The sequence below is a fragment of the Streptomyces sp. CC224B genome, assembly GCF_030010595.1.
Lineage (GTDB): Bacteria > Actinomycetota > Actinomycetes > Streptomycetales > Streptomycetaceae > Streptomyces > Streptomyces longispororuber.
Map to the genome: position 1 here is coordinate 1 of NZ_JASCXL010000045.1, position 26324 is coordinate 26324.

Below are 26324 nucleotides of genomic sequence, written 5' to 3' on the forward strand. Positions count from 1 at the left end.
CCCGGGCGCCGTCGGGCCCGCCCGCGCCGCTCGCCGCCGACGGTCCGGTGGCGGCTCCCGCCGCGCCCGGGGCACCGGGCGGGCCGCCCGGTCCGCTCCGGCCCGCGGGCACGCCGCCGGTACCGACCGCGCCGCCCGCCACGTCCCGCACGGGGGGACCCACCACGTTCCGCACGGGGGAAGGGGTCGCGGCACCACTTGCCGCACTCCGCCGCGCGTCCTCGGCACTCGCCGTCACACCAGCCTCCGCCGGGCCTCCCGCTTGGTGACCTCTGCCGCCCCGCCCGGACGTACCCCGCGATCCCGCGTCCGGCCCTTCACCAACTGCCGTACCCCGTGCGCCCGTTGCTCCCCCCTGTGCGGCGCCGACCGGGCCGAAAACGCCCGTTCCGCAGCCGGGACCCGCCCCCCAGGGGGTCGGGGCGCCGTCGTCGAGCACACCGCCCGCGGTGGTCCACGCCCGCTCGCGGGGACGGAACGGCGCGACCTGCGCGGCCCCGGCGGCCGTCTCGCCGCCGCCGGCGCCCGCGGCGGGCCCGGCGGCGCGGCGGCACCGCCACGCGCCGAGTCCGCGCCGCAGGCGCGACCGCAGCCATGAGTCCGGGGCGACGCTCTCGGTCGGTTCCATTCCCGTCCCTCTCACAGCCGGCGGTGCCCACGCCACGCGGACTTCAGGTCCTGACAGCCGCGTCTGAAAACCCTTCCCCGGCTCTCCACGACACGAGCAGGGGGGTACCCCATCGGCAGCGGGGCACGGCAGGCGCACACCTCAACAGTAGGCCGCAGAGGGCTGTCACGGGCAGCGGTCGTCTACGGTTGCCCGAATGCGACCCGGCCACCCGTATGCATCTGATATGCGCTGAACGGGTGGTCTTCAACCGCTATTCTTCGGTCGGAAGTGCGACGTCCCGGGCGGCGTCCGCCCCCTGTTCGAGCAGCACCGCGAAGCCGTCCTCGTCCAGGACCGGAACCTTCAGCTGCACGGCCTTGTCGTACTTCGAACCGGGGTTGTCGCCCACGACGACAAATCCCGTCTTCTTCGAAACGGAACCGGTGACTTTGGCTCCACGGCTCTGGAGCGCCTCTTTCGCGCCATCCCGCGTGTGGTTCTGGAGCGTTCCGGTGACGACCACGGTGAGGCCTTCGAGCGGGCGGGGCCCCTCGTCCGCGGAGCCGTCGCCCTCCTCCATGCGGACACCGGCGGCGCGCCACTTGCGGATGATCTCGCGGTGCCAGTCCTCGGCGAACCACTCCTTCACGGACTTCGCGACGATCGGCCCGACCCCGTCGGTGTTCTTCAGCTCCTCCTCGCTCGCCTGGTCGATGCGGTCGATGGACCGGAACTCCCGGGCCAGCGCCTCCGCCGCGACCGGGCCGACGTGGCGGATCGACAGGCCGGTGAGCACGCGGGCCAGGGGGCGCTCCTTGGCGGCCGCGATGTTCTCCAGCATCGCGAGCGCGTTCTTCCGCGCGCCGCCCTCCTGGTTGGCGAAGACCGTGGCGACCTTCTCCTCGCCCGTCTCCGGGTCGCGCTTGGGCAGGCCCGTGTCCTGGTCGAGTACGTACGCCTTGATCGGGAGGAGCTGCTCGACGGTGAGGTCGAAGAGGTCGCCCTCGTCCGTCAGCGGCGGCTCGGCGGGCTCCAGCGGCTTGGTCAGGGCCGCGGCGGCGACGTAGCCGAAGTGCTCGATGTCGAAGCTCTTGCGTCCCGCCAGGTAGAACAGCCGCTCCCGGAGCTGCGCGGGGCAGGTGCGGCCGTTCGGGCAGCGCAGGTCGATGTCGCCCTCCTTCATGGGGCGCAGCGCCGTCCCGCACTCGGGGCACTCGGCGGGCATCACGAACTCGCGCTCGCTGCCGTCGCGCAGGTCGACGACGGGGCCGAGGATCTCGGGGATGACGTCGCCCGCCTTGCGGATGACGACGGTGTCGCCGATGAGGACGCCCTTGGCCTTGACCACCTCCTGGTTGTGCAGCGTGGCGAACTCGACCTCCGAGCCCGCGACGGTGACCGGCTCCACCACCGCGTAGGGCGTGACGCGGCCGGTGCGGCCGACGCCGACCCTGATGTCGACCAGCTTGGTGTTGACCTCCTCCGGCGCGTACTTCCAGGCGATGGCCCAGCGCGGGGCGCGGGAGGTGGAGCCGAGGCGGCCCTGGAGCGGGATCTCGTCCAGCTTGACGACGACGCCGTCGATCTCGTGCTCCACGGAGTGGCGGTTGTCGCCGAAGTACGTGATGAACTCCCGGACGGCGTCGAGGCCTTCGACGACCTTGTTGTGCCGGGCCGTGGGCAGCCCCCACTCGCGCAGCAGGTCGTACGCCTGGGAGAGGCGGTCGATGTCGAAGCCCTCGCGGGCGCCGATGCCGTGCACCACCATGTGCAGCGGGCGCGTCGCGGTGACGCGCGGGTCCTTCTGGCGCAGCGAACCCGCCGCGGCGTTGCGCGGGTTGGCGAAGGGCTTGTCGCCCGCCTCGACCAGGCGTGCGTTGAGCTCCTGGAACTTCTCCATGGGGAAGAAGACCTCGCCGCGAATCTCCACGAGGGCGGGGATGCGGTCGCCCTTGAGGCGGTCGGGGACGTCGGCGATGGTGCGGACGTTCGGCGTGATGTCCTCGCCGGTGCGGCCGTCGCCGCGGGTGGCCGCGCGGGTGAGCCTGCCGTGCTCGTACGTCAGGTTCACCGCGAGGCCGTCGACCTTCAGCTCGCACAGGAAGTGGTACGCGCTGCTGCCCACCTCCTTGGCGACGCGCTCGGCCCAGGCGGCCAGCTCCTCGTCGTCGAAGGCGTTGTCCAGGGAGAGCATGCGCTCGCGGTGCTCGACGGAGGTGAACTCCGTCTCGTACGAACCGGCGACCTTCTGGGTCGGCGAGTCCGGCGTGCGCAGCTCGGAGTACTCCTCCTCCAGGGCCTCGAGCGCGCGCAGGAGCTTGTCGAACTCCGCGTCGCTGATGACCGGCTGGTCCTTCACGTAGTACCGGAAGCGGTGCTCCTCGATCTGCTCGGCGAGCTGGGCGTGGCGCTCGCGCGCCTCGGCCGGCACCGTGCCTTCCTGTTCGACAGCCACCGTTTCGTCCTCCCGTTACCTTCGGACCCAGTCACTCAGGGTTGTCCGCAAGCGATCTTGCCGCCCGGACGCAGTGCGCGAGCGCCGCGCGGGCATATGCGGGCGAAGCGCCCGCGAGACCGCACGACGGCGTGACCGCGACCGTGTCCGCGAGCAACCCCGGATTCAGCCCCAGCCTGCGCCACAGCGTCCTGACACCCATGACGCTACCGGCAGGGTCTGACAATGGGCCCTCGGTGCCCGGTACGACACCGGCGAACAGCTTGGCCCCGGCCTCGACGGCCTCGCCGAGCACCTCGTCGTCACGCTCGGTGAGGAGCGAGAAGTCGAACGACAGACCGTCCGCGCCGGCCCTGCGCAACAGGGCGAACGGCACGTCGGGCGCGCAGGAGTGCACGACCACCGGGCCGTCGTGGACGGCCATGACGTCGCGCAGCGCGCTCTCCACGACCTGGCGGTCCACGGCGCGGTGGGTGCGGTACTGGCTCGCGGTCCTGATCCGGCCGCGCAGCACGGCGGTCAGCGACGGCTCGTCGAGCTGGAGCACGAGCCGCGCGCCCGGCACCCGCCTGCGGACCTGCGCCAGGTGGGCGCGGAGGCCCTCGGCGAGGGACCCGGTCAGGTCCCGGCAGGCGCCGGGGTCGGAGAGCATCGCCTCGCCGTTCCTCAGCTCCAGGGCGGCGGCCAGCGTCCACGGGCCGACGACCTGCACCTTCAGCGGGCCCTCGTACCCCTGGGTGAACTCCTCCAGGGCGTCCAGGTCCTCGCCGAGCCACGCCACCGCGCGCCGGGTGTCCCGGCCGGGCCGGTCGCCGACGCGCCAGCCGCTGGGCTCCACGCGCGCGTAGAGCTCGACGAGCATCCCGGTGGTACGGCCGATCATGTCGGCGCCGGGCCCGCGCGCGGGCAGCTCCGCAAGGTGCGGCATCCCCGCGCCGGGCTCCGCGAAGGTGCCGGTGACGGTCTTGGCGGCCTCGCGGGCGTCGCCGCCGGGCATCGAGCCGACGCCGGTGGCGCGGCCCCAGTCCCAGGCGCCGCCGGTGCCTGCGGGCTTGTTGTCGGTCACCGCCGCGCTCACCGCCCGGGCCGCACCGTCAGGTCGTTGACCTCGGCGTCGCGCGGCAGGTCGAGGGCCATCAGGATGGTCGTCGCCACGGACTCGGGGTCGATGAACTTCCCGGCGTCGTACTCCTTGCCCTCCTGCTGGTGGACCTTGACCTGCATCGGGCTCGCGGTGCGGCCCGGGTACACGGAGGTGACGCGGACGCCGTTGGCGTGCTCCTCGTCGCGCAGGGAGTCGGCGAGGGCCTTCAGGCCGTGCTTGGAGGCGGCGTACGCGGACCAGTCGGCGTGGGCGCGCATCCCGGCGCCGGAGTTCACGAAGACGACGTGGCCCTGGGCGGCGCGGAGCTGCGGCAGGAAGTGCCGGGTCAGCTCGGCGGGCGCGATCAGGTTCACGTTGAGCTGGTGGCGCCAGGACTTGGGGGTCAGCTCGCCGACCGGTCCGAGGTCGACGACGCCCGCGACGTGCAGCAGGGAGTCCACGCGGTCCGGGAGCGTCTGGTGGGAGAAGGCCCAGGAGAGCTTGTCCGGGTCGTCCAGGTCGCCGACGAGGGTGCTCGCGCCGGGGAACTCGGCGGCGAGCTCCTTGGCGCGGCCCGCGTCGCGCGCGTGCAGCACGAGGGCGTCCCCGCGCGCGTGGAGCCGGCGGGCGACGGCGGCACCGATGCCGGAGCCCGCCCCGGTGATCACATGAGTTGCCATGCGCTTATGGTCGCATTCCGGCCGCGCGCGCCCGGAGCCGAGCCGGGGGTACGCGGCCGGGGGCGCGGCGGCGGCCGTACCCCGGCCGGGTGCGCGGCCGGGCTCCCGCGCCGCTCGCGGCGGCCCCGCGCGCCCCCGCGCGTCAGTTCACCCCCAGCGACTCCTCCAGGTACGCCAGCGCGCCGACCGGCTCCTCCGCGAAGAAGACCAGGTCGGTCAGGGGCACCGGCAGGAAGCCCTCGTCCTCCATCCGGCGGAACTGCTCCTTCAGGCCGTCGTAGAACCCCGCCGTGTTGAGCAGCACCACCGGCTTGGCCGTCCGGCCGTGCTTCTTCAGCTCCAGGATGTCCGTGGCCTCGTCGAGCGTCCCCGTGCCGCCGACCATGATCACGATCGCGTCGGCCTTCTCCAGGAGCAGCGCCTTACGCTCGGCGAGGTCCTTCGCGATCACCATGTCGTCCACGCCGGGCCGGGCCTTGGCGGCCAGGAAGTCCACCGAGACGCCGCACAGGCGCCCGCCCGCCTGCTGCACGCCGTCCGCGACGACCTTCATCAGGCCCACGTCGGAGCCGCCCCACACCAGCGTGTGGCCGCCCTTGCCGAGCAGCTCGGCGAACTCGCGGGCGGGGCGGGTGTAGGTCTCGGGCAGGTCGGCGGCGGAGAGGAAGACGCAGATGTTCATGGGCCCACCGTACGGGCCGCCACCGACATCCCCGGTGGCCGCCGGGACCCCGCCGCGACCCGGCGGGAAGAAGAGCCGGGCCGCGTCCGCTGTAGGGGGTACGGGGAAGGCACAGCACAGCACAGCACAGGGCCAGCAGGACCGACATCCCGACCGGAGGACGTGACCGTGACCGCAGGACACCGCATCACCGTCGAGCAGGGCACCCAGCACGTGCGCGTGGAGCACGACGGGCAGCTCGTGGCCGAGAGCAGGCGCCCCCTGGTGCTGCGCGAGACGGGCTGCCCGGTGCGCTACTACCTCCCGCCCCAGGACGTCCGTACCGACCTGCTCACCCGGTCGGACACGCACACGTACTGCCCCTTCAAGGGAACGGCCTCCTACTGGTCGCTGCCGGGCGGGCGGGACCAGGTGTGGGCGTACCCGGAGCCGAAGCCGGAGGTGGCCGCGATCAAGGACCACCTGTGCTTCTACGAGGTGGAGGAGGTGGCCGGCGCCTGACGGGCGGCGCCCGTGAACGTCCTGCGGTACGCCGCCGGTGACACGCCCAGCACGGACCGCATGTGCTGGCGCAGGGAGTTGGCGGTGCCGAAGCCGGCGCGGTGCGCCACCAGGTCGACGGGCAGGTCGCTGGTCTCCAGGAGGTGACGGGCGACCTCGATGCGCTGGGCGGTGAGCCAGCGGCCCGGCGTGGTGCCCACCTCGTCGCGGAACCGCCGCGTGAACGTGCGCAGGCTCATCCGCGCGTGCGCGGCCATCTCGCCGAGCGTCAGCGGCTCCTGGAGCCGTTCGAGCGCCCACGCGCGCGTGGGCGCGGTGGTGGCGACCGTCGGCTCGGGGACGGGCCGCTCGATGTACTGCGCCTGGCCGCCGTCGCGCCACGGCGGTACGACGCAGCGCCGGGCCACGTGGTTGGCGACGGCGCTGCCGTGGTCGCGGCGTACGAGGTGCAGGCACAGGTCGACGCCCGCGGCCACGCCCGCCGACGTGAGGACGTCCCCGTCGTCGACGAACAGCACGTCCTCGTCGAGCCGCACCCGCGGGAACGCCCGCCGGAAGTGGTCCGCGACCTGCCAGTGCGTGGTCGCGGGCCGCCCGTCCAGGAGACCGGCGGCGGCCAGCACGAACGAGGCGCTGCAGAACGACACCAGGCGCGTGCCCGGCCGCACCCGGCCGAGCGCGGCGGCCAGCGGCTCCGGCAGCCCGTCGTCCGGCGAGGCCTTGTCGCAGGGGCCCGCGGGCGGGATCACCACCGTGTCCGCCGTCTCCAGGGCCTCGGGCCCGTGCTCGACGGCCACGGAGAAGCCCGCGTCGGTCCGCACGGGCCGCCCGTCCGCGGTGCACACGACGACCTCGTACAGCGGCCGCCCCGCCGCGTCCTCGGCGTTGCCGAAGACGCGGGAGGGGATGCCCAGTTCGAAGGAGTAGGCGTCGTCGAGGGCGAGGACCGCTACGCGGTGGGGGCGGGAGGGGGCCGGTGCGACCGGCGGGGCGACCGGTGCGGCTGGGGCGTCCAGCGTGGCCGGTGTGACCCGCGAGTCCCTCGTGATCGGCGCTGCGGACGTGACGGTGGAGCTCATGGCCAGATCCTGTCACATGATGGCCAAACTGCCAGCACCACGGTCGGGCGGGCAGGCGCACCCTGGTGATCGCTCACAGGAAAGGACACGATCAATGAGCTCCACCAGCACCCCCTCCCCCCGCCCGACCATGCGCGCCGTCAGCCCGCGCGCGTGGGGCGCCCCCGACGTCCTGGTCCCGGTGGAGGTGGACCGGCCCGAGCCCGGCCTCACCGAGATCCTGGTCAGGGTGCACGCGGCGGGCGTGAACCCGGTCGACTGGAAGACGCGGGCCGTGGGTGAGTTCGGTACCTGGGGCGAGGTGCCGATCCTCGGGTACGACGTCTCCGGGACCGTCGAGGCGGTGGGCCCCGGGGTGACCCTCTTCCAGCCCGGCGACGAGGTCTTCGGCATGCCCCGCTTCCCGGAGCAGGCGGGCGGCTACGCCGAGTACGTCACCGCCCCGGCGCGGCGCTTCGCGGCGAAGCCCGCAGGCATCGGCCACGTGGAGGCGGCCGCGCTGCCGCTGGCCGCGCTGACGGCCTGGCAGGGCCTGATCGAGACGGCGGGGCTGCGCGCCGGGCAGCGGGTGCTGGTCCACGCGGCCGCGGGCGGCGTCGGCCACCTCGCCGTACAGATCGCGAAGGCGCACGGCGCGTACGTCATCGGCACGGCGCGGGCGGACAAGCACGACTTCCTGCGGGGCCTGGGCACCGACGAGCTGATCGACTACACGGCGACGGACTTCGCCGAGGCGGTGCGGGACGTGGACGTCGTCCTGGACGGGGTGGGCGGCGCGTACGGCACCCGCTCCCTGCCGGTACTGCGCCCCGGCGGCCACCTGGTCACCCTGCCGGACCCGGGCGGCCTCCCGGACCCGGCCCGCGCGAAGGCCCTCGGGGTGCACACGGGCTGGACGGTCGTGGAGCCCGACCGCCACGGGATGCTGGAGATCGCCCGCCTGGTCCAGGAGGGCAGGCTGCGGGCGGAGATCGACAAGGTGCTGCCCCTGGAGAACGCGTCCGAGGCCCACGCCTACGGGGAGCGCGGCCGCACCCAGGGCAAGATCGTGCTCCAGGTGGCCTGACTCACCGCCTCGGGCAGCGCGGAGTGACCCTTCTCAGGTCAGTGGGACAAGCTGGCGGCATGGGCTGTCGCCGATCAGAAAGTGATCGAAATCGCCCGTCCGCGCACCGAGCACGAAGGCATCCCACTTCTTTCGTGTCGTGGAGTTGACGGTGTCAGGATCGCTGGTTTCACGCAGGGACACCGCACTGTCAGGGCCGAAGGCGATTTCGATCCAAGGGCTGGACCCGGCATCGCCTTCTGGCACGGCACGGGTCCAGTCGAGGTTCTCAGGAGTTCCAGATGCGTCCAACGTAGTGCGAGCCGAGGGCATAGGGGAAGTCTCACAAAGGCCGGCGCCTCGGGAAAGAAAGATCCACCCGCCAAGCTCTCAACCCACAGCACCCCGCCACAGGGTCGGCTCCGCCTCCGCAAAGAGTCGCTCCAGGACCTCGACGTCCGGCAGAGCCACTCTCATCGCTCGTCGGAAGGCAGCGCCATGCCCGCCGGTCTTCAGGTGCACAAGCTCGTGGACGAGCACCACATCAAGGAGGGCCGGGGGCAACTGCATGAGAGCCCAGTGCAGCGCGATACGCCCGTCGGAGCGGCACAACCCCCAGCGCTCGCCCAGCTCGCGCGCTTCCACCGCTGCCGGACGGACCCCGGCCCGCATGGCAAGAGGGATCGCGCGAGCGGTCAGCCAGCGGCTGCCCCGGGTCTGGTACCAGTCCGTGAGCAGTTGCGCTCCCTCCGGTCGGGTTCCCGTTCTGGGTAGCTCCAGCCAGCCGTGTTGGAGCCGGACCTTCCGGGCACCGCCGTCAGGGAGCACGCGGAGTCGATAGCGGCGACCGAGGTAGGCGAAGCTGGCTCCGCTGACCAACTCCTTCACGGGCGGCCCCGCTCTCGTCTCGCGCCGCCGCACCTCGGCGGCCAGGCGGGGCAGGCGCGCACGCACGGCGTCGGCGACGGCGGCGGGCTCGGCGTCGGCGGGGACGGCGAAGAGCAGTGCGCCGTCCTCGGCGACCTCGATGCCGAGGGTCCGCCGCCGGGGGCGCACGACCACCTGCCACTGCCACTCGGCGGGCAGCGGCAGGGCGGCGATGGCCGACTCCACACTGGCGTTCACGCCGTATTCGTACCACTCGGCACTGACAGGGCCCGGCATGCGGGGGCGTGGCTACGTCCGGGGCCCTCCGTCACTGCGCCGGAGGAAGTCGCCACGCCGGGCCCCGGCCAGTTCCACCAGCTCAGCCGCGATGTCGGCGGTCCGCTCCCACTCCATGTCGAGGTAGTACTCCACCTTGAGGCGCAGGGTTCTGCGCGCGTTGTTGCGAGTAGCGGCGTCGGTGGCGAAGGATGGGTTGCTCACCAGGTCGGCCATCTCGGCGGTGATCACGCGAGCGACAGGGTGCAGGTCCTGGTCCGCCGGCAGCGGCAGCATCCCCGCTTCCTCCATCGCCCTGGCCAGTGCCCGGAACACCGGCCCCTCGGTCAGGGGGTCGAGCCCGGCAGCCGCATCCGCGCTCCCCGCCTCGGCCTCCGCGTCGTTGACGTCGCCGACCAGCCGGGCCAGGTCCGCCGCGGCCTGCTCGCTGTCCTGCCGCATGCGCCGCACGATCTCTTCCAGACGTTCGCTGAACTTGTCGTACGTGGTCCGGTCCGTGGCGAGGCGCGCGGTGATGCGCGTGCGCAGGGAGCTTTCCATGTAGGCGATCCGGGCCCGTGCGTCGGTATTGGCGTTGACGCGCTCCATGAAGTCCGGGTCGCTCAGGTCGACCCGCGGAACACGCAGCTCCGCCCCGTCCGCCTGGAGGTGGCGGGCGATGAGCTGCCGGACCTTGGCGCCGTAGCGGCGCGGGCTGAACTCGTCGCGGCCGTCGAGGTAGCGGCGACGTACGTCGTACTGGACCTGACCGAGGCACCCCGCAAGCCGCTCGTACGGCAGCGCGGAGGGCCGGGGCAGCACGGCCCCGAGCGCAGTGAGGAAGTCGCGGACGCGTTCGTCGAACTCGCCGCGCGCAATCGGGTCGCGCAGGGCGTCGAGCAGGTCCTCGCGGCGGGCTTCGTCGTCGAGCGTGAGGATGCCGCGCGCGTCGTATGCGGCGAGGCCGTGGCCCTCCAGGAACCGCGCCAGGTCGATGTGGAGGTCGGTGAGGAGCCGTTCGGCGGCGGCGTCGGCCTGGAGCAGGAGCCCGTCGCGGGTGGGCTGCTCCTGCGGGAACGCTCCGCCGTCCTCGCGGTCGAGGTGGTCGGCGTCGACCCGCTCGTATCCGTACACCTCGCGCAGGTGCCGCTGGTCGTAGTCGCGCAGGAGCCGGGCCAGGCCCGCGCCGATTCCGGCGTAGTCGACGACGAGGCCCCATCTCTTGTTCCGGTAGGGCCGGTTGGTGCGGGCGACGGCCTGGAGGAGGTTCACGCCGCTGATGGCGCGGTCGAGGTAGAGGACCTGCTCGACGGGTGCGTCGAAGCCGGTGAGCAGCATCGACTGGACGACGAGGAAGGCCAGCGGATCGCCCTCGTCAGCCCTCTCCTCCGTGCCGCGCTCCGCGTCCGCGGCGCCGTCGCCGCCGTCGGTGTGCCACTCCTCGGTGCCACCCGCGCCGCTCCCAAACCCCTGGCCCGGCCCGCCGTGCGGGTCGGCCTGCCACGCGGGGTCGGCCGCCGCGGCCAGGGGGTCGCCAAGCCCGCGCAGGAAGCGCTCGACGTACGCGTCCTGGCGGGACTTGAGCTTCCAGCGTCGCCAGCTGTCCGGGTCGCTACCGGGGCTGGTCGCGGACCGCTCGGAGATGACCACGGCCGCGTCGACGGACCGCAGCAGCTCGCGGTGCGGGTAGATGGTGAGCAGTTCGAGCGTCTCGGCGTCCGCGTTCAGGGCGGCGTTCGGATCGTGTACGAGTACGGGGTCGAGGGCGTCCAGCTGGGCGACCAGGCGGTCGCGGGCGGCGAGCACGGCCGTGCGGTAGCGGACGGCGGCAAGCCGGGAGACGGCGACAACCTGGGCGGCGAAGCGGTCGGGCAGGGCGTTCACGGCCCAGTGGCGCAGCATGTGCTCGGCCTTGGCCGCGATGACGGTCTCGGCCTCCTGGATCTCCTTGCGCCGGGCGAACCTCCACAGCACGCGCCGCCGCCGCTCCGGGTCGCTCGGCACCTCCTCGTCGAAGCGGGCGTCGAGGGCGGCCTGCTCGATGACCTTCAACGGCACGTCCCACGCCTCGTAGCGCACGGGGACGACCGCGCGGTCCTCCTCGGCGTCGCGCAGCGTGTAGGTGTCGGCGAAGGTCCCGAAGATCTCCTCGGTCTGCTTGCGCGCGTCATCGATGATCGGCGTGCCGGTGAAGCCGATGAAGACGGCGTTCGGCAGCAGCGCGCGCAGCCGGGCGTGCTGCCAGCCCTCGTGTCCTCGGTGGGCCTCGTCGACGAGGACGACCACGCGGGAACTCTCGTTGGCGGGCACGTTGTGCAGGTTCACCGGTTCATCGACGCCCTCGCCGAGGGTCTCCTCGCTGCCGTCGTCGGCGCTGTCGTCCTTCTTCGCCTTCTGCAGCATGACGAGGACGACATCGGGAACGTCGACGGCCAGCTTCTCGCGGGCGTCCCTCACGGTGGTGGAACGGTAGATCGCCTCCTCGGCGGCGGCCAGCGAGCCCCGGATCTGCTTCTCCAGGTCGCGCCGGTCGGTCACCACGACGACCTTGTGCGTCCGCAGCTCGGGATCGCTCCTCAGGTGGCGTACGAGGAAGGCCATGGTGAGGCTCTTGCCGGAGCCCTGGGTGTGCCAGACGACACCGCCGCGCGGGTTCGGGGTGTGCCCGGAGGCGATGGCCCGGTGGCGCTCCCGCAGCCTGCGGGCGAGCGCGGTGACGGCCCGGAACTGCTGGTAGCGCCCGATGACCTTGACCGTGCGACCACCCTGGAGCCGATCAGTGGTGAAGTCGCGTACGAGAGACAGCAGATGGCTTGGCGTCAGCATCCCCGAGACGAGCACCGCCATGCGTGTGTCGCAGCCGTCGGCGGGCGCGGGGGCCGTGGTGCGCCACGGACCGAAGTACTCGGGCTCGGCGGTGACCGTGCCCACTTCGGCGTGGTCCCGGTCGGTGGCGACCAGGACCTGGGCGAAGCGGGTGAAGGCGGTGACGGGGGCGGGCGCGTACACGCCCGCGTACCCCCACACCTGGGCGACGGCGGCGTCCAGGGCGGCCCTGCTGTCGCTGTTCCCGCTGCCGTTCCGCCCGTCCAACGGGGCTTTGCACTCGATGACGACCCACGGCAGCCCGTTGACGAAGAGGACGAGGTCAGGGGTGACCGTCCCCGCCCCCGCTCGCTCGACCCGGAACTGCGAGACGGCCAGCCAGTCGTTCCCGTCCGCGTCACCGGGAGCGGCGGGGTGCTCACCGTCCCAGTCCACGAGCCGTACGAACTCGGGGTCGCCCTCCTCCCGGCCGGGCAGGGTGCGGGCCTTGACGCCGTCGCGCAGGAGCCGGGTCACCTGGAGGTTCCCGCCGACTCCGGGCTTGGCGTGGCCCGGCCCTCGTACGGTCCCGAGGACAAGGTCGAGCAACGCGTCGAGCTGGGCGCCGTCGAGCCAGGGGCGTCCGTCCGGGCCGGGGTTGATCCGGGCGACGGCCGCCTTGAACCGCTCCGGGTAGACGGCTTCGGCGAACGACTCCCGTTCGGAGGCGCGCGGGTCGGTGGCCGGTGCGCCGGGTGGTGCGCCTTCCAGGTGCTCCCAGCCGAGGTCGACGAGCTGCTTGATCAGCGGCCGCTCGGTCTTCTCGTACTCCGGTAGTACCCGACGCCCTTGCCGCCCCACTGCCGAACTCCCGCCCGTTGCCGCACCGTCACGACCGCCCCGCCTCTCCACGACGTGGCATGCGCACAACTGTACTCGCGGGGGTGCGATGCGGCCGGGGCACGGTCAGGGCGGGGCCAAACCGTTCACGAGGCGGCCCCTGGGAGCCGTGTGCGGCCCGCTCAGAGCGCCCCCGGGGAGGCCGCCGGGCCCTCACCGGGCGGCTGCGCGGGCAGCGTCAGCTCGAACCACAGGGTCTTGCCGCCCGGCCCCTGCGGTCTGTCGCCAACGGCGCAGCCGCCCCAGCGGTCGGCGACCAGGTCGAGGATCAACAGCCCGCGCCCGCCGTCGGCGTGGGGTCCCGCCGGCGTGGACCGCCCCGGCAGGGCGGGCACTTCGGGGTCCATGTCCCAGACGCTGACCCGCAGTACGGGGTGCAGCCACTGGAGGCGTACGGATGCGGGGCCCTGGGTGTGCCGTACGGAGTTGGTGGCCAGCTCGGAGGCGAGGAGTTCCGCGCGGTCGCCGAGGTCGGCGAGCCCGTGGGCATCGAGGACAGCGCGGAGGGTGAGCCGGGCGATGCCGGGGCCTCGCGGGTCGCGGGGGAAGTGGAGATCGTAGTGCCAGGGGGCGGTGAAGGGGAGGGCCGGGGGGTGGGGTTGACCGGAGAGGGGGTCGAGGGTGGGGAGGAGGTAGGGAGCGGGGGCGTCGGTGGGAGTTGGTTTCGGTGGGGTTCCCTTGCCTGTGGCGGCAGTTGAGGGTTGCCGGTCTGTGGTCACGGTGGCACCTCCCGGGGTGCGCGGTCGTGAGGGTTGGTGGGGGTGCGTTCGGGGGAGTTCTGGGCTCGCACTTCGTGATGCGGGCGGTTGTGCCACGCCGGGGGCTGTCCCGGTTGGGCGGGATGGCCGGTGCGCTTTTGGAACAGGCTGGCCGGTGGCGCAGCTAACAGAGTACGAGTGCCCTACATAACCGTGCTACCTAGTCACCCATAAGAGTTAGAAAGCCAACGCGGGTGGACTGCCCAAGGACAGGTCGGCACACTGTGCGCGAACGAGGAGAGGTTTCATGGCGCCACGACAGTCCCCGACCATCCTTCAACGCCGCTTCGGCACCGAACTGCGAAGGCTCCGTGAGGCAGCAGGCATGTCCGCATCTGAGGCAGCCGAGCACCTCGGAACCGACCGCACCGTCATCTCGAATGTGGAGGCTGGACGATTCGGCATCAGTGAGGAGCGGCTCCGCCGACTCGCGAGCATCTACGAGTGCAACGACCCTGCCTTGATCGAAACGCTGGCCGGGCTGACCGGGGGCCGTAAGACTGGCTGGTGGGATGAGTACCGGGGGAAGATCCCACCAGGATTCCTGGATGTCTCCGCGCTTGAGGACTACGCCGTGCGCCTGCGCACCGTTCAGATCGCCCACTTGCCCGGCTTGTTCCACACGGAGGACCACGCCCGCGCAATCTTCGAACTCCCAGAGCCGCCTTTGCCGCGCCTGGAGGTCGAGCTACGAGTGGCCCATCGCATGGCTCGACAGACCGTAGTCGCCGGGGAAAATGCCATCCCGTACGTGGGCGTGGTCCACGAAGCGGCTATCAGGATGCAACTCGGCGGCCGCAGCATCGCCCGAGCCCAGCTTCAGCATCTCCTGGAAGCCAGCGAGTGGCCCAACGTCACGCTGCGGGTGATTCCGTTCACGGCTGGAGGCTTTCCCTTGCTTGGCGATTCGTCCGTCCTCTACGTAGAGGCTCCCAACAGGCACCTGGACACAGTGCAGATGGACTCACCGACCGGCGCCATCTTCTTCGACTCCCCTACGCAGCTCGCACACTTCCGGGCCCGACTGGACTTGGTAGAGCAGGTGGCGTTGACTGCCCCCCAGTCCAAGGACTTCATCAGTACCGTCATCAAAGAGCTGTAAGAGGTGTTACACGTGTCCGGCCTCCGCTGGGTCAAGTCGTCCTTCTCCGACGAGGGAGGCAACAACTGCGTCGAGGTCGCCGCGACAGCGGACGGCATTGCGATCCGCGAAAGCGACACCCCGGCCGTCATGCTGACGACGGACCGGGGCGCGCTGCTCTCACTCATACGGACTGTGAAGTCGAACGCGACGCCTCTGAACGGATCAGGCGGCTGAGGCGGACGCCCGACCGCCCAGGAGGTCTTCGACCACGGCTTGCTGAACGGTGCGGAGCTTGGCGATCTGTGCCGCGAGCGCCTTGCTTCTCCGCGTGAACACAGCCTGCACCGCAACGATCCGCCCTTGTTGCTCAATGGACGGCAGAGGAATCCGCAGCGACTTGACCTGTTCGGCGCCAATCTTGACCATGCTCTCGCTCGTCCCTCTGGCACCCGAGGTGACAACCTTACGCATGGCGTCCGAGCGCAGAACCAGCTCCAGGTACTCAGTCAAGCACCTGTCCGTGTCGGAGCGAAGCCGCATCATCAAGTCCGGGTAGATACACGGCCGCCCAGTGGACTCGAAACGACCGACGAGGCCGACCAGTTCGCGGGTGTTGGCACGGCTCATCAACAGGTCCCCGTCCGATAGTAGGGCCGTACGCGCCAACGGTGTATCCGGAACGTTCTTCAACTGGACAGGGGAAAAACCATCCGCCGTGAGGCACCCGAGACCCAGCGCCTGCAGCCCGGACCAGCCGGGAACTGGCTTCGGCGAATAGCCGTTTCGCGGACTCTCCCGGAGCACGGTGCCAAGCTTCACGCCCTCTCCGTGCGCTGGGTCCTGAAGCGCCGCGGCGAGCGTGGCTCGCGCGGCCACCCGCACCTTCTCCCGCACCCGCTCCAACCCCGAGATCCGCCGCTCGAACGCGGCGTGCGCGGCGACGATGCGACGCTGTTCGTCCTCAGGGAGCACGAGAAATGGCGCCCGCCCCAGCAGCTTGGAGTTGATCGTGTACAGCCCCGAACTCGTAGCACAGTGCGTCAGCCAATAGTCCCGCACATACCTCGAGTTGAGCCAGATCAGAGCGAACTCCGGCAGGACCCCATCGAAGCGCAGCCGGAACAGGTGATTCTGATACAACAGCCCTGCAAGCTCCGGGCGGACCAGCGCGCAGCGTCCAATCTGCATGGGATCTGCGTGGCCCTCGACCAGAAGGATGTCATTCGGCATCAGTTCATACCGAGGCCGATCCCCTGGATGAGTCTCAAGCAACGCAACATCGGAGACATCGATACTGCCTTGACGAACATTGGCCACACGTAGGTAGCCAGACGTGCGCTTCTCAGGGACACGGTCCCGACCAAGAGTGATCCCGGCCGACACAGACCGTGCGACAGACGACAGAGGCTCGATGGTGCCTGCCAGCGGCAGAAGAAGCTCACTTTGCATAGCCCAGCTCCCCCAGCAGCCCCTTCAGCTCCCCCTGAGCCCGCCCGCTCTCCCCCTCCAGCTCCTCCAACGACACCCCGTACTTCTCCGCCCACCGCCGGAACGCCCCCACCAGCTCCCGGCGCCCCACGGCCACCGCCGACTCCAGGCGGGCCCGCAGGCTCTCATCCAGGATGGTCAGGACGACCTCCCTCGTTCGGGTCTCGTCCTCAAGTGCCGCCTCCGCCGCCTTCAGCAGTCGCGGGACGAAGGCGTCCTCCAGCGCCTTGCGCGCCTTCGTCGCGGCCGTGCGCTGCTTCTTGCGGAGCGTCACCTGCTTGTCTAGGCGGACCAGTTCCTCCAAGGAGACCGGTTCGGCGGCGGGCTCCTCCGCGTCTTCGGAGCTCGAGGCGTCCTCGGCGTCCACAGAATCATCCGCGTCCTCGACGGAGTCGCCCGGCTTCGCCGCCGCCAGTTCCTCCACCGCTTCCTTATACGCCGCATCCGCCTTCGCCGACGCCTCCTCCGCGCGCCGGTACTCGTCCAGGAAGTCCGGGATCAGGAGCCGTACCACCGGCCGGTCCATCGCCTGGCGGCGATCTGCGGCGGACACCGTGACGCGCTTACCGGTCGCCCCCGCGGCCGGGGACACGATCGCCTCCGCGGAGTCGACCCAGCCCTCAAGCACCCGCGCGAAGCCGCCGGCGGCCAGCGCCTTCATGTCGTAGCGGGACTCCGTCCACCAGTCGGCGACGATGCCCGCCGTCCGGTACTGGTCGAGGACGTCGACGCTCCCGATCGCCTGGGCGAAGCCGTTCAGGAGCCCGGCGCGCAGGTCCATCAGGCGGCCATCCTCCGCGAGGCGGACGAACAGCTTCCGGCCCTCGGCCCACCACTCCTCGTACGCCGTCCGCAGCGCCGTCTCCCGCTCGACGGCGAGGGCGGGGATACGGGCGGCGGTCGCCTCCGGGCCCTCGGGCAGGAAGTCGTAGTACGCGGGGTCGTCGTCCCGTACCGCGAACAGCGACGCGGCGTCGACGCCGTACGCGTCGAAGAGGGCCTTCTTCCCCTCCACCTCGGCGACCGGCACGCCCCCGTACAGATGCGCGCGCACGTCCTGCGGCTCGGCGGGCGGTGAATTGTCCACCCAACGGCGGATGTTGAGGTTGGCGTCGGCTGCAAGGAGGGCGTCGACCGTCACGAACGCCGAGTAGCCCGGTACCTCCCGGCCCTCCTGGAACACCGTGACGATCTTCTCGACGTGCTCCGGACCGAGTTCGTTCTGGTTTCGGCCCGGGGTGAAGTCACGGTCCGCGTTGATGAACAGGACCTTCTTGCGGCGGTCCGGGCGCTCGCGGCCCGGTTCCTTGCTGCCCGGGTCCTTGCGGTGCGGGCGGCGCAGGATCAGTACGCACGCCGGGACCCCGACCCCGTAGAACAGGTTGGGGCCGATGCCGATGACCGCCTCCACGCAGTCGTCGCGCAGCAGCTCCACCCGGATGTCTCGCTCCTTGCCGCCTCGGAACAGGACTCCGTGCGGCATGACGACGGCGACGACGCCCTTCTCCTCCAGCACGCCGAGCATGTGCTGGGCGAACATCAGGTCCGCCTTCTTGCCCTTCTCCGGGGCCCAGCCCCACTTCATGCGCTGCCCGTGCCGCGCCTCGGCGGCCTCGACCGACTCGCGGTCGTAGAGCTGCGAGAAGGGGGGGTTGGAAAGAACCTTGGTGAAGGTGCGCAGGCGGCCCGTGGCCGGGTCGATGTGGAGCGGCTCGGTGAGGGTGTCGCCGTGCCTCAGGTCGAAGTCGCGGATGCCGTGCAGGACCATGTTCATACTGGCCATGGACCAGGACTCGGGCTTGACGTCCTGGCCGCACACGCCCAGCTGCTCGGGCCTGCCGCCGTGCTCCTCCACGTATTCCTTGGCGGCGATCAGCATGCCGCCGGAGCCCATGCAGGGGTCGTAGACCGTCTCCTGCGGCTGGGGGTCGACGAGGCGCACCAGCATGCGCACCACGGAACGCGGGGTGTAGAACTCGCCGCCGCTCTGGCCCGCGCTGTCCGCGAAGCGGGCGAGCAGGTACTCGTAGGCGGCGCCGAGCATGTCGGGGAACTCGAAGTCCTCGTTGCGCAGCCGGTACACGCTGAAGTGCCGGATGAGGGAGCGCAGCTCAGTGGTGGTGAAGCGGGAACGGTTGCCGATCTGAGCGTTGAAGGTGATGTGCGAGGTGACGCCGGCCAGACGTTCGTTGCCCGCCTCCAGGGCCGCCAGGGCCTCGTCGAGGCGCTCCCCCACGCGCTCGGTGAGTTCCGAGATGCCGGGCGCGGAGCCCGAGGGCAGTTCCGGGTCGGGGTGCGGTCCCGGCCACCAGCGGGCGCGCGGCGGAACGTAGTATACGCGGTCGTACGAGTCGGGGTCGTCGGCGCGCTTACGGGCGCGCTCCTCGTCGTTCCCGGTGGCCTTCAGCGCCTCGGCGTAGACCCGCTCCCACTCCGGCTGGAACTCGTCCGACGAGCGCTTGAGGAACAGCATCCCGAAGATGTAGTCCCGGTAGTCGGAGGGCTCCATGCGGCCGCGCAGAATGTCCGCGGCGGAGAACAGGTGCCGTTCCAGTTCGGGCAGGGTGAGTCGGGCCACGCGCCGGTCCTTCGTCTGACGTGATCACGGGAATACAGGGTCATCCGCCAGCGTCTCCCGGGGATGCCATGGCAGCCTAGACGCCCGGTGGGCCCGGGCGGAAACCACCGGCGTACGAAACCTTCGGCGAAGCGTCTACGGCTCGTCGTCCTTGGTGATCCCCAGGCTGGCCAAGAGGCGCCAGACATCGGTCGAGGGATCACGGTCCAGTACCGGGCAGGTCGGTGCGTGCCCCGAACGGGCTGCCCACCGCTCGGGGGGCTTCGGACCCGACCGCACGACAGTGCCACCGGGTTCCCTGGTCTCGACGATCTTGGCTTGCGCCGCCTTGCACGCCCCGTGTTCGCACTGGCTCACCAGTCTCCTGGCATTGGTGATGGCGTGGACGGCCTTGCCAGCCAGGGCCGTCGCACGTGGTCCTTTGACGCTCTTGTCGTTCCGCTCGTCGAACTTCTTGAAAGCCAAGTGCGCTTTGCGGAGCTTCGTCTTCACGTTCTCGCTGCTACCGCTCTGCTTGCCGCCGAACTCCTGGAAGTGCAGCAAGAGCCACAGGTCGAACGACGGGTGCGAAAAGCACAGCTCAACCCCGGTCGCCGCGGCGTCCGCGACTGCCTGGGGGATCTTGGTGTGCCGGTCGCGGTCGAAGAGGGCCCACGCCTCGTCGCCGTCCGCCTTGACGTTCACTTTGTCGACGACCCTCTCAGGCGTCAGGCCGTCCTTCTCGAAGACAGGCACAATCCGGAACGGCGGGTTCCCTCTTTCCCCGTTCCCGAAGCGGCCGTTCAAGTACCGCAGATAGTCCGGCTCCGTGGACTCGCCCTCGCAGCCGACGTAGAGGATACGCTCGCGTACGGGCACCGACGGTGGCGCGGGGATCAGCCTGGCTTCATCACTGATGCTGCTCCGCCTGGCCTTCCGCCCTCTCGGCCCTTCGGCCCGCCGTCCCTGCCGCTGTCCGCCCCGACCGCTCACGCTGACGCCTTCGCCTCCCGCTCTTGAACCCACCACGACAGTTCTCTGGCGATCTCACCCGGGGTCACCCGGGGCGCACCGCCGTAACGTCCGCGCAGGTAGCCGCGCTCCAGATCCTCGTCGGGCTCCGGCCGCGCCGCCGTGAGCGGATACAGCTCGGTTTGCCCAGTCGAGCGCTTCACTGTGATCCACACCTGTTCGGCAGCCAGAGGGCGCTCCAGAACGGCGGCGCCCAGCAGTGTCGCGTCGTGGGTGGTGAAGACCAGCTGCGCCCCACGCGGGTTCGCTTCGGGGTCCTGGAAGATCCGTACGACCTCGGCGGCAAGAGTAGGGTGCAGACTGGAGTCGAGTTCGTCGACGAGGAGGGTCGTGCCCCGGTCCAGGGCCGTCAGCATCGGACCGAGGAAGGCGAACCACGCGTGCGTACCCAAGGACTCCTCGGTACGGAAGTCCAGTGTCTCCTCAGACCCGCCCGGAGTGCGGTGGCGCAGGGCGATCTCACCCGTGACGGGGTCGACGTCGATGCCCGTGAGTCCGAGGTCAGCGATGGCGAGCAGACCGGTCAGCCGGTCGAGGTCGGCCGGGCCCGGAAGCCGTTCGCGGCTCTGCGGAGCGGTGGAAGCACCGGGCTTGTACGTCTGCTTCGCCTTCGGCGTGCTCAGCATGCGCTGTGTCCAAGCCGTACGCGCGGCGACATCCTCACCGGGGGTAACCAGCCACAAATTGTCGAGGAACCAGCGGTGCAGCGCGCTCAGCTGCGGGTCGTTGAGCGTGGCCGCCGTGGAGAGAAAGAGGGCGTCCGGCCGAGTGAGTGCCACCAGGTCGCCGCGGCGGCCACGGAAGGCGGGGCCGTCCGGGCTGTCCGCTCCGGGGAAGAGGAACTCGCCGCCCTCCGCGTCGGGCCGGTCGGCTTCCCTGTCGAACCAGATCACCCGCTTGCCGTCGGGGTAGGCGTGCAGCCACTCCGCCTCGACCCGCTCGTCCGACAGCTCGAAGCCGTAGGTGTAGCGGACCCGCCGGGCACCGAGAGCGAGGTCGACCTCGAAGAGGGTCGTTTCATCGAGGCAGGCGGGATCGAGCTTGAACGGGCGGCGTGGCACCCCCAGGTCCGTCGCCCATTCGGCGAAGGATTTGCGAACCGCTTGCCGCATGTCGCGCAGTGCGCTCAGCAGGTTCGACTTGCCCGAGGCGTTCGCTCCGAAGATGCCGAGCACGGGCAGAACCGTCACCTCGTGGTCCTTGTCCCACAGGTCGGTACGGAACGCTCCACCCGCGTAGGGAATGGCAGGTACTAGGCCCAGCTGACACTCGTCCCGGATCGAGCGGTGATTCGCCACCCTGAAACGCAGCAGCACCGTCGACCTCCAAGGAAAACGGAGCAGCTCCCGGCCCCGTCGTGAACGTACCTGCTCATTGCCCGCGGACGATCCGCAGCAGCAGCCTAGGGCGCCCGCGCGGGCACGGCCAGCCCGAGCCTGTCAGACTGCCGGCGCCACGGCCCGCTCCGTCGAGGCGATCGTCGCCGAGCCCACCACGCGTGTGCCGTCGTACAGGACGATCGCCTGGCCGGGGGCGACCCCGCGGACCGGCTCCGTGAAGGAGACGCGCAGTTCGCCGGAGGCCGTCAGCTCCGCCGTCACCGGGGTCTCGTCGCCGTGGGCGCGGAGCTGGGCCGTGTAGGCGCCCGGACCGGAGGGGGCGGCTCCGCACCAGCGGGGCTTGACGGCGGTCAGGGCCGTCACGTCGAGGGAGGCCGCCGGGCCCACGGTCACCGTGTTGTTCACGGGCGAGATGTCGAGGACGTAGCGCGGCTTGCCGTCGGGGGCGGGGGTGCCGATGCGCAGGCCCTTGCGCTGGCCGATGGTGAAGCCGTACGCACCCTCGTGGGTGCCGACGACCTCGCCCGACTCGTCGACGATGGCCCCCTCCGCCTTGCCGAGGCGGGACGCCAGGAACCCCTGGGTGTCGCCGTCGGCGATGAAGCAGATGTCGTGGGAGTCCGGCTTCTTGGCGATGGCCAGGCCGCGGCGCTCCGCCTCCGCGCGGATCTCGTCCTTCGTGGTCACCGTGTCGCCGAGCGGGAACATCGCGTGCGCGAGCTGGCGGTCGTCCAGGACGCCGAGGACGTACGACTGGTCCTTGGCCATGTCGGAGGCGCGGTGCAGCTCGCGGGTGCCGTCCTCGTTCACGATCACCTGGGCGTAGTGGCCGGTGCAGACCGCGTCGAAGCCGAGGGCGAGGGCCTTGTCGAGCAGCGCGGCGAACTTGATCTTCTCGTTGCAGCGCAGGCACGGGTTGGGGGTGCGGCCCGCCTCGTACTCGGCGACGAAGTCCTCCACGACGTCCTCGCGGAAGCGCTCGGCGAGGTCCCAGACGTAGAAGGGGATGCCGATGACGTCCGCGGCGCGGCGCGCGTCGCGGGAGTCCTCGATGGTGCAGCACCCGCGCGCGCCGGTGCGGAACGACTGCGGGTTGGCCGAGAGCGCCAGGTGCACGCCGGTCATGTCGTGCCCGGCTTCGGCGGCACGGGCGGCGGCGACGGCGGAGTCCACGCCGCCGGACATGGCGGCGAGGACGCGGAGCGGGCGGCTGGTGCGCTGCGGGGTCTGCGAAGTCATAGCCCTAACAGGGTACGGGGCCGCGGGAACCTCGGCCGGGGCGTATCCGTTGACGATCACATGGGGGATGTGAGCGGGAGCGACGGGAGCGGTGGCGCGGGTCCGCCGCGGCGGGGCCCCGGCCGGCGCGCGCTGCTGATCGGCGGCGCCGCGGCGGGCCTCGGCGCGGCCGTGCTGGCCCGCGACGAGCTGGGCCGCCTGTGGTGGCGGCTGCCCGGCACGGTCAAGAAGCGCACGGAGGGCGAGGTGGACGCCCCCGGAGCGCAGTGGACGGCCGCGTCCAGCGCGAACTGGCGGCGCGCGGACCGCCCCTCGGACTACGAGATAGACCGCGTGGTGATCCACGTGGTGCAGGGCGGGTACGCCACCGCCCTGAAGGTCTTCAAGGACCCCGGCCACGGGGCAGCGGCGCACTACGTGGTCCGCAAGGACGGGCACGTCGCGCAGATGATCCGCGAGCTGGACGTGGCCTACCACGCGGGCAACCGCGACATGAACGAACGCAGTGTGGGCATCGAGCACGAGGGCTTCGTCGACCGGAAGGAGTCCTTCACCGCCGCGATGTACGCCGCGTCGGCGCGGCTCACCGCGGGCATCTGCGAGCGGTACGACATCCCGGTGGACCGGGAGCACATCATCGGGCACGTGGAGGTGGAGGGCACGGACCACACGGACCCGGGGCCGCACTGGGACTGGGACCGCTACCTGCGCCTGGTGCGGACCGCCCGCGCGTCCCCGCGCTCGACCCCGCGCGCGACCCCGACGCCGGGGCGGACCTAGAGCCGGGCCCGGGCGGGGCCTGGGCGGACCTGAGGCAGGACCCGGGGCGGGCCCGGACCGGGGCTGGGCAGACCCGGACCGGGGCTGGGCAGACCCGGAGCAGGGCTGGGCAGACCCGGAGCAGGGCTGGGCAGACCCGGAGCAGGGCTGGGCGGGTCTTGAGCAGAATCCGGGCGCCGGGGTCAGCTCAGCCCGGCCGACCGGGCCCGTTCCACCGCCGGCCCGATCGCCGCGGCCACCGCGTCCACGTCCGCCTTCGTCGACGTATGCCCGAGCGAGAACCGCAGCGTGCCCCGGGCCAGGTCGGGGTCGGTGCCGGTGGCCAGCAGGACGTGGCTGGGCTGGGCGACGCCCGCGGTGCAGGCCGACCCGGTCGAGCACTGGATGCCCTGGGCGTCCAGGAGCAGCAGCAGCGAGTCGCCCTCGCAGCCGGGGAAGGTGAAGTGGGCGTTGGCGGGCAGGCGGCCCCCGGGGTCCGGGTCCCCGCCGAGGACCGCCTCGGGGACGGCGGCGCGGACGGCGGCGACCAGGTCGTCGCGGAGCGCCCCGACCTCGCGGGCGAACCGCTCGCGGCGCTCGGCGGCGAGCCGCCCGGCCACGGCGAAGGCGGCGACGGCGGGCACGTCGAGGGTGCCGGAGCGGACATGGCGCTCCTGGCCGCCGCCGTGCAGCACGGGCACGGGGCTGTGGGCGCGGCCGAGCAGCAGCGCGCCGATGCCGTACGGGCCGCCGATCTTGTGGCCGGAGACGGTCATCGCGGCGAGCCCGGAGGCGCCGAAGTCGACGGGCACCTGACCGAAGGCCTGGACGGCGTCGGCGTGCAGCGGCACGTCGAACTCGGCGCAGACGTCGGCGAGTTCGCGTACCGGCTGGAGGGTGCCGATCTCGTTGTTGGCCCACATGACGGTGGCGAGGGCGACGCTGCCGGGGTCGCGGGCGATGGCCGCGCGCAGCGCGTCGGGGTGCACGCGCCCGTGCACGTCGACGGGGAGGTACTCGACGGTGGCGCCCTCGTGCTCGCCGAGCCAGTCGACGGCGTCGAGGACGGCGTGGTGCTCGACGGGGCTGGCGAGGACCCGCACGCGGGCGGGGTCGGCGTCGCGGCGGGCCCAGTACAGGCCCTTCACCGCGAGGTTGTCGGCCTCGGTGCCGCCGGAGGTGAACACCACCTCGCTGGGGCGGGCGCCGAGCGCGTCGGCGAGGGTCTCGCGGGCCTCCTCGACGGTGCGCCGGGCCCGCCGGCCCGCCGCGTGCAACGAGGAGGCGTTGCCGGTGACGGCGAGCTGGGCGGTCATCGCCGCGATCGCCTCGGGGAGCATCGGCGTGGTCGCGGCGTGGTCGAGGTAGGCCATGGTGGGCTCGATTCTACGAGCCGCCGCCGTACGGCCGGACCCCGCGGTGGCGCACCGGGCGCGACCCCCCGCGGCCCGGCGTACGCGGCCCGGCGACCGCAGCCCGGCGACCGTGAGCCACCGCCCTTAGCCGCAGGTGGTCAGCCACCGCCCCTCAGCCCTCACCTCTCGGGCCTCAGGCCTCGGGCCTCAGCTGGTCGGCCCGCGATCCCCTCAGCCCGCGATGCTCCAGGACGCCGTGCCGTCCAGGGAGATGAGGACGGCGAGGAGCACGAGGTCGGCGACGCCGAGGCCGAGGCCGAGCAGCGCGCGGCCGCGCCGGGCGGTCCCCCGCCGCAGCGCGACGCAGGCGAGCCCGATGGCGACGGGGCCGAGCACGAGGTTCAGGACGAGCAGGCCGACCAGCCCGAGGACGAAGGAGGCGACGGCCATCCCGTCGGTGTCCCGGCGCCCGACCGGCCACCGCGGGGCGGGTTCCCCGGACGGCTCGGCCCCGGCGGGCCCGGCGGCCCCAGGGACGTGCGCGGACGGCTCGGCGGCGGGCCGCGCGGTCGGCTTCGCTGTGGTCAGGTGCATGGTGCGACTCCTCACAGTGAGGCGGACGTCGTACGGACGGATCTCCGGTCGGAGCGCGGGGCGCGTGGCGCGGGCCGGAGCGCGGGGCGCGTCAGCCGCGCCCTGCCACGTCGGCCCCGGCGCGGCAGCGAGGGCCCTCAGCGGTGCCGCGCCCGGCGCTCCCGCACCGTGAACACCAGGAGCCACAGCCCGATGACCGTGGCCATGACGAGCGTGACGGGCAGCGGGGCGTGCGCCACGGTGCCCATGGCCACGCCGAGCAGCAGCAGTGCGGCGATGAGGAACAGCATGAGGGAACGCCTCTCTTCCGCCCTTCGGCTCTCTGCTTCTCTCTTCGGCGCTTCGGCGCTTCGGCGCTTCGGCGCTTGAGCGACTTTTCGGTGTACGCTTGTAGTTACAACTGTTCACTGACTTATGAGTCTACTCCCTGCGCGGCTTTCGAAACTCGGAGAACAGTTGTTGACTGCATGGCATGAGTCACGTCCTCGGCAGCCGCCCGGCCGGCGTCCGGCGGGCCCAGAAGCAGAAGACCCGGCAGGCACTCCTGGACGCCGCGCTGCGCCTCCTGGAGGAGCAGAGCCTGTCCAGCCTCGGCCTGCGCGAGGTCACCCGCGCCGTGGGCGTGGCCCCGACCGCCTTCTACCGGCACTTCCGCGACACCGCCGAGCTGGGCGTGGCGCTCGTCGAGGAGGCCCTCGGCAGCCTGCACACGACGCTCGCCGCGATGCTGGCGGCCACCGGCGACGGCGAGGAACGCATCGCGGGGGCTGTCCAGTTGATCGCTTCCTACGTGCGCGCCTACCCGGCTCACGTCCGTTTCATCGCCCGCGAGCGCCACGGCGGCGTGAAGGCCGTGCGCGAGGCCATCGGCGGACAACTCGCGCTGTTCGCGCGGGAGGTGGCGGACCGGTTCGCCACCGAGCCGGAGGCGGCGGGCTGGAGCGAGGAGGACCTTCTGATGCTCGCGCGGACGTACGTGGACCACATGGTGATGACGGCCTCCGCGCTCCTGGAGACCGACGACGAGCAGCAGGTCACGAGCACGGCCCGCCGCCAGCTCCGGCTGATCGGCCTCGGCCGCGACCACTGGCTCGACTGACCGGACCGGCCAGGGCGCAGGTCCGCCCCTCGACG

Annotated in this window: 23 protein-coding genes; 6 read left to right on the forward strand and 17 right to left on the reverse strand. The window is 71.8% G+C overall.

The window, feature by feature from the left end:
* Positions 1 to 881: 881 nt before the first annotated feature.
* The 4 genes from ligA to QK440_RS19230 form a co-directional block, all read right to left on the reverse strand.
* The gene (gene ligA, locus QK440_RS19215) at positions 882 to 3065 is read right to left on the reverse strand and encodes an NAD-dependent DNA ligase LigA (RefSeq protein WP_282794366.1); all 2184 of its coding nucleotides are present in this window, start codon (positions 3063 to 3065) and stop codon (positions 882 to 884) included.
* 31 nt (positions 3066 to 3096) lie between these two features.
* Positions 3097 to 4131, reverse strand: coding sequence for a methionine synthase (locus tag QK440_RS19220; protein WP_282794367.1), 1035 nt, complete (start codon positions 4129 to 4131; stop codon positions 3097 to 3099).
* 8 nt (positions 4132 to 4139) lie between these two features.
* Positions 4140 to 4829, reverse strand: coding sequence for an SDR family oxidoreductase (locus QK440_RS19225; RefSeq protein ID WP_282794368.1), 690 nt, complete (start codon positions 4827 to 4829; stop codon positions 4140 to 4142).
* A gap of 142 nt (positions 4830 to 4971) precedes the next feature.
* Entirely contained in the window at positions 4972 to 5511 is a 540-nt protein-coding gene (locus QK440_RS19230) for a TIGR00730 family Rossman fold protein (protein ID WP_282794369.1), read from the reverse strand.
* 162 nt (positions 5512 to 5673) lie between these two features.
* On the opposite strand from QK440_RS19230, the gene QK440_RS19235 reads away from it, so the two are divergent.
* A complete protein-coding gene (locus tag QK440_RS19235) occupies positions 5674 to 6012 on the forward strand; it encodes a DUF427 domain-containing protein (protein ID WP_282794370.1) in 339 nt (112 codons plus the stop codon).
* On the opposite strand, the gene QK440_RS19240 is transcribed toward QK440_RS19235, so the two are convergent.
* Complete coding sequence (locus tag QK440_RS19240; protein ID WP_282794371.1) at positions 5982 to 7091, reverse strand: helix-turn-helix domain-containing protein; 1110 nt, start codon at positions 7089 to 7091, stop codon at positions 5982 to 5984. The two genes, QK440_RS19235 and QK440_RS19240, sit on opposite strands and share 31 nt — an antisense overlap.
* Positions 7092 to 7185: 94 nt before the next feature.
* Here QK440_RS19240 and QK440_RS19245 point away from each other — a divergent pair, with 94 nt between their 5' ends.
* On the forward strand, positions 7186 to 8157 hold the full coding sequence (locus QK440_RS19245) for an NADP-dependent oxidoreductase (RefSeq protein WP_282794372.1): 972 nt from the start codon (positions 7186 to 7188) through the stop codon (positions 8155 to 8157).
* A gap of 33 nt (positions 8158 to 8190) precedes the next feature.
* Here QK440_RS19245 and QK440_RS19250 read toward each other — a convergent pair whose 3' ends face one another.
* From QK440_RS19250 to QK440_RS19265, 4 genes are all read right to left on the reverse strand, one after another.
* Complete coding sequence (locus QK440_RS19250) at positions 8191 to 8469, reverse strand: DUF397 domain-containing protein (RefSeq protein WP_282794373.1); 279 nt, start codon at positions 8467 to 8469, stop codon at positions 8191 to 8193.
* Between the two features lie 57 nt (positions 8470 to 8526).
* Complete coding sequence (locus tag QK440_RS19255) at positions 8527 to 9261, reverse strand: YgjP-like metallopeptidase domain-containing protein (protein ID WP_282794374.1); 735 nt, start codon at positions 9259 to 9261, stop codon at positions 8527 to 8529.
* A gap of 51 nt (positions 9262 to 9312) precedes the next feature.
* Positions 9313 to 12945 carry a type I restriction endonuclease gene (locus QK440_RS19260; protein WP_282794375.1) on the reverse strand — a complete coding sequence of 1211 codons (3633 nt, stop codon included), beginning with the start codon at positions 12943 to 12945 and terminating at the stop codon, positions 9313 to 9315.
* 161 nt (positions 12946 to 13106) lie between these two features.
* Entirely contained in the window at positions 13107 to 13703 is a 597-nt protein-coding gene (locus QK440_RS19265; RefSeq protein ID WP_349239299.1) for an ATP-binding protein, read from the reverse strand.
* Positions 13704 to 13989: 286 nt separating this feature from the next.
* Between QK440_RS19265 and QK440_RS19270 the strand changes: the two genes are divergently transcribed.
* Positions 13990 to 14844: a helix-turn-helix transcriptional regulator gene (locus tag QK440_RS19270; RefSeq protein WP_282794376.1), complete on the forward strand. Its 855-nt coding sequence runs from the start codon at positions 13990 to 13992 to the stop codon at positions 14842 to 14844.
* A 12-nt stretch (positions 14845 to 14856) separates the two neighbouring features.
* Positions 14857 to 15060: a DUF397 domain-containing protein gene (locus QK440_RS19275; protein WP_282794377.1), complete on the forward strand. Its 204-nt coding sequence runs from the start codon at positions 14857 to 14859 to the stop codon at positions 15058 to 15060.
* Here QK440_RS19275 and QK440_RS19280 read toward each other — a convergent pair.
* From QK440_RS19280 to mnmA, 5 genes are all read right to left on the reverse strand, one after another.
* Positions 15049 to 16056: a hypothetical protein gene (locus QK440_RS19280; RefSeq protein ID WP_282794378.1), complete on the reverse strand. Its 1008-nt coding sequence runs from the start codon at positions 16054 to 16056 to the stop codon at positions 15049 to 15051. The genes QK440_RS19275 and QK440_RS19280 overlap by 12 nt on opposite strands.
* 208 nt (positions 16057 to 16264) lie before the next feature.
* Complete coding sequence (locus tag QK440_RS19285; RefSeq protein WP_282794379.1) at positions 16265 to 18892, reverse strand: N-6 DNA methylase; 2628 nt, start codon at positions 18890 to 18892, stop codon at positions 16265 to 16267.
* Between the two features lie 135 nt (positions 18893 to 19027).
* The gene (locus QK440_RS19290; RefSeq protein ID WP_282794380.1) at positions 19028 to 19750 is read right to left on the reverse strand and encodes an RloB family protein; all 723 of its coding nucleotides are present in this window, start codon (positions 19748 to 19750) and stop codon (positions 19028 to 19030) included.
* Positions 19751 to 19860: 110 nt separating this feature from the next.
* Positions 19861 to 21219: an ATP-binding protein gene (locus QK440_RS19295; RefSeq protein WP_282794381.1), complete on the reverse strand. Its 1359-nt coding sequence runs from the start codon at positions 21217 to 21219 to the stop codon at positions 19861 to 19863.
* Positions 21220 to 21342: 123 nt separating this feature from the next.
* Positions 21343 to 22482 carry a tRNA 2-thiouridine(34) synthase MnmA gene (mnmA, locus tag QK440_RS19300; RefSeq protein WP_282794382.1) on the reverse strand — a complete coding sequence of 380 codons (1140 nt, stop codon included), beginning with the start codon at positions 22480 to 22482 and terminating at the stop codon, positions 21343 to 21345.
* 60 nt (positions 22483 to 22542) lie between these two features.
* Between mnmA and QK440_RS19305 the strand changes: the two genes are divergently transcribed.
* On the forward strand, positions 22543 to 23262 hold the full coding sequence (locus tag QK440_RS19305; protein WP_282794383.1) for an N-acetylmuramoyl-L-alanine amidase: 720 nt from the start codon (positions 22543 to 22545) through the stop codon (positions 23260 to 23262).
* 182 nt (positions 23263 to 23444) lie between these two features.
* On the opposite strand, the gene QK440_RS19310 is transcribed toward QK440_RS19305, so the two are convergent.
* From QK440_RS19310 to QK440_RS19320, 3 genes are all read right to left on the reverse strand, one after another.
* Entirely contained in the window at positions 23445 to 24614 is a 1170-nt protein-coding gene (locus QK440_RS19310) for a cysteine desulfurase family protein (protein ID WP_282794384.1), read from the reverse strand.
* Between the two features lie 213 nt (positions 24615 to 24827).
* Positions 24828 to 25046, reverse strand: coding sequence for a DUF4190 domain-containing protein (locus QK440_RS41415; protein ID WP_349239300.1), 219 nt, complete (start codon positions 25044 to 25046; stop codon positions 24828 to 24830).
* A gap of 281 nt (positions 25047 to 25327) precedes the next feature.
* Entirely contained in the window at positions 25328 to 25480 is a 153-nt protein-coding gene (locus QK440_RS19320) for a hypothetical protein (protein ID WP_282794386.1), read from the reverse strand.
* A gap of 182 nt (positions 25481 to 25662) precedes the next feature.
* On the opposite strand from QK440_RS19320, the gene QK440_RS19325 reads away from it, so the two are divergent.
* Positions 25663 to 26289, forward strand: a complete 627-nt coding sequence (locus tag QK440_RS19325; protein WP_282794387.1) for a TetR family transcriptional regulator — start codon at positions 25663 to 25665, stop codon at positions 26287 to 26289.
* Positions 26290 to 26324 lie beyond the last annotated feature (35 nt).

Bases quoted from the DNA above. Each gene is read 5' to 3' on its own strand.
- QK440_RS41415 (WP_349239300.1), bottom strand. From the start codon at position 25,046: ATGGCCGTCGCCTCCTTCGTCCTCGGGCTGGTCGGCCTGCTCGTCCTG.
- QK440_RS19320 (WP_282794386.1), bottom strand. From the start codon at position 25,480: ATGCTGTTCCTCATCGCCGCACTGCTGCTGCTCGGCGTGGCCATGGGC.
- QK440_RS19230 (WP_282794369.1), bottom strand. From the start codon at position 5,511: ATGAACATCTGCGTCTTCCTCTCCGCCGCCGACCTGCCCGAGACCTAC.
- QK440_RS19225 (WP_282794368.1), bottom strand. From the start codon at position 4,829: ATGGCAACTCATGTGATCACCGGGGCGGGCTCCGGCATCGGTGCCGCC.
- QK440_RS19240 (WP_282794371.1), bottom strand. From the start codon at position 7,091: ATGAGCTCCACCGTCACGTCCGCAGCGCCGATCACGAGGGACTCGCGG.
- QK440_RS19250 (WP_282794373.1), bottom strand. From the start codon at position 8,469: ATGCCCTCGGCTCGCACTACGTTGGACGCATCTGGAACTCCTGAGAAC.
- QK440_RS19245 (WP_282794372.1), top strand. From the start codon at position 7,186: ATGAGCTCCACCAGCACCCCCTCCCCCCGCCCGACCATGCGCGCCGTC.
- QK440_RS19270 (WP_282794376.1), top strand. From the start codon at position 13,990: ATGGCGCCACGACAGTCCCCGACCATCCTTCAACGCCGCTTCGGCACC.
- QK440_RS19310 (WP_282794384.1), bottom strand. From the start codon at position 24,614: ATGGCCTACCTCGACCACGCCGCGACCACGCCGATGCTCCCCGAGGCG.
- mnmA (WP_282794382.1), bottom strand. From the start codon at position 22,482: ATGACTTCGCAGACCCCGCAGCGCACCAGCCGCCCGCTCCGCGTCCTC.
- QK440_RS19280 (WP_282794378.1), bottom strand. From the start codon at position 16,056: ATGCCGAATGACATCCTTCTGGTCGAGGGCCACGCAGATCCCATGCAG.
- QK440_RS19305 (WP_282794383.1), top strand. From the start codon at position 22,543: ATGGGGGATGTGAGCGGGAGCGACGGGAGCGGTGGCGCGGGTCCGCCG.
- QK440_RS19325 (WP_282794387.1), top strand. From the start codon at position 25,663: ATGAGTCACGTCCTCGGCAGCCGCCCGGCCGGCGTCCGGCGGGCCCAG.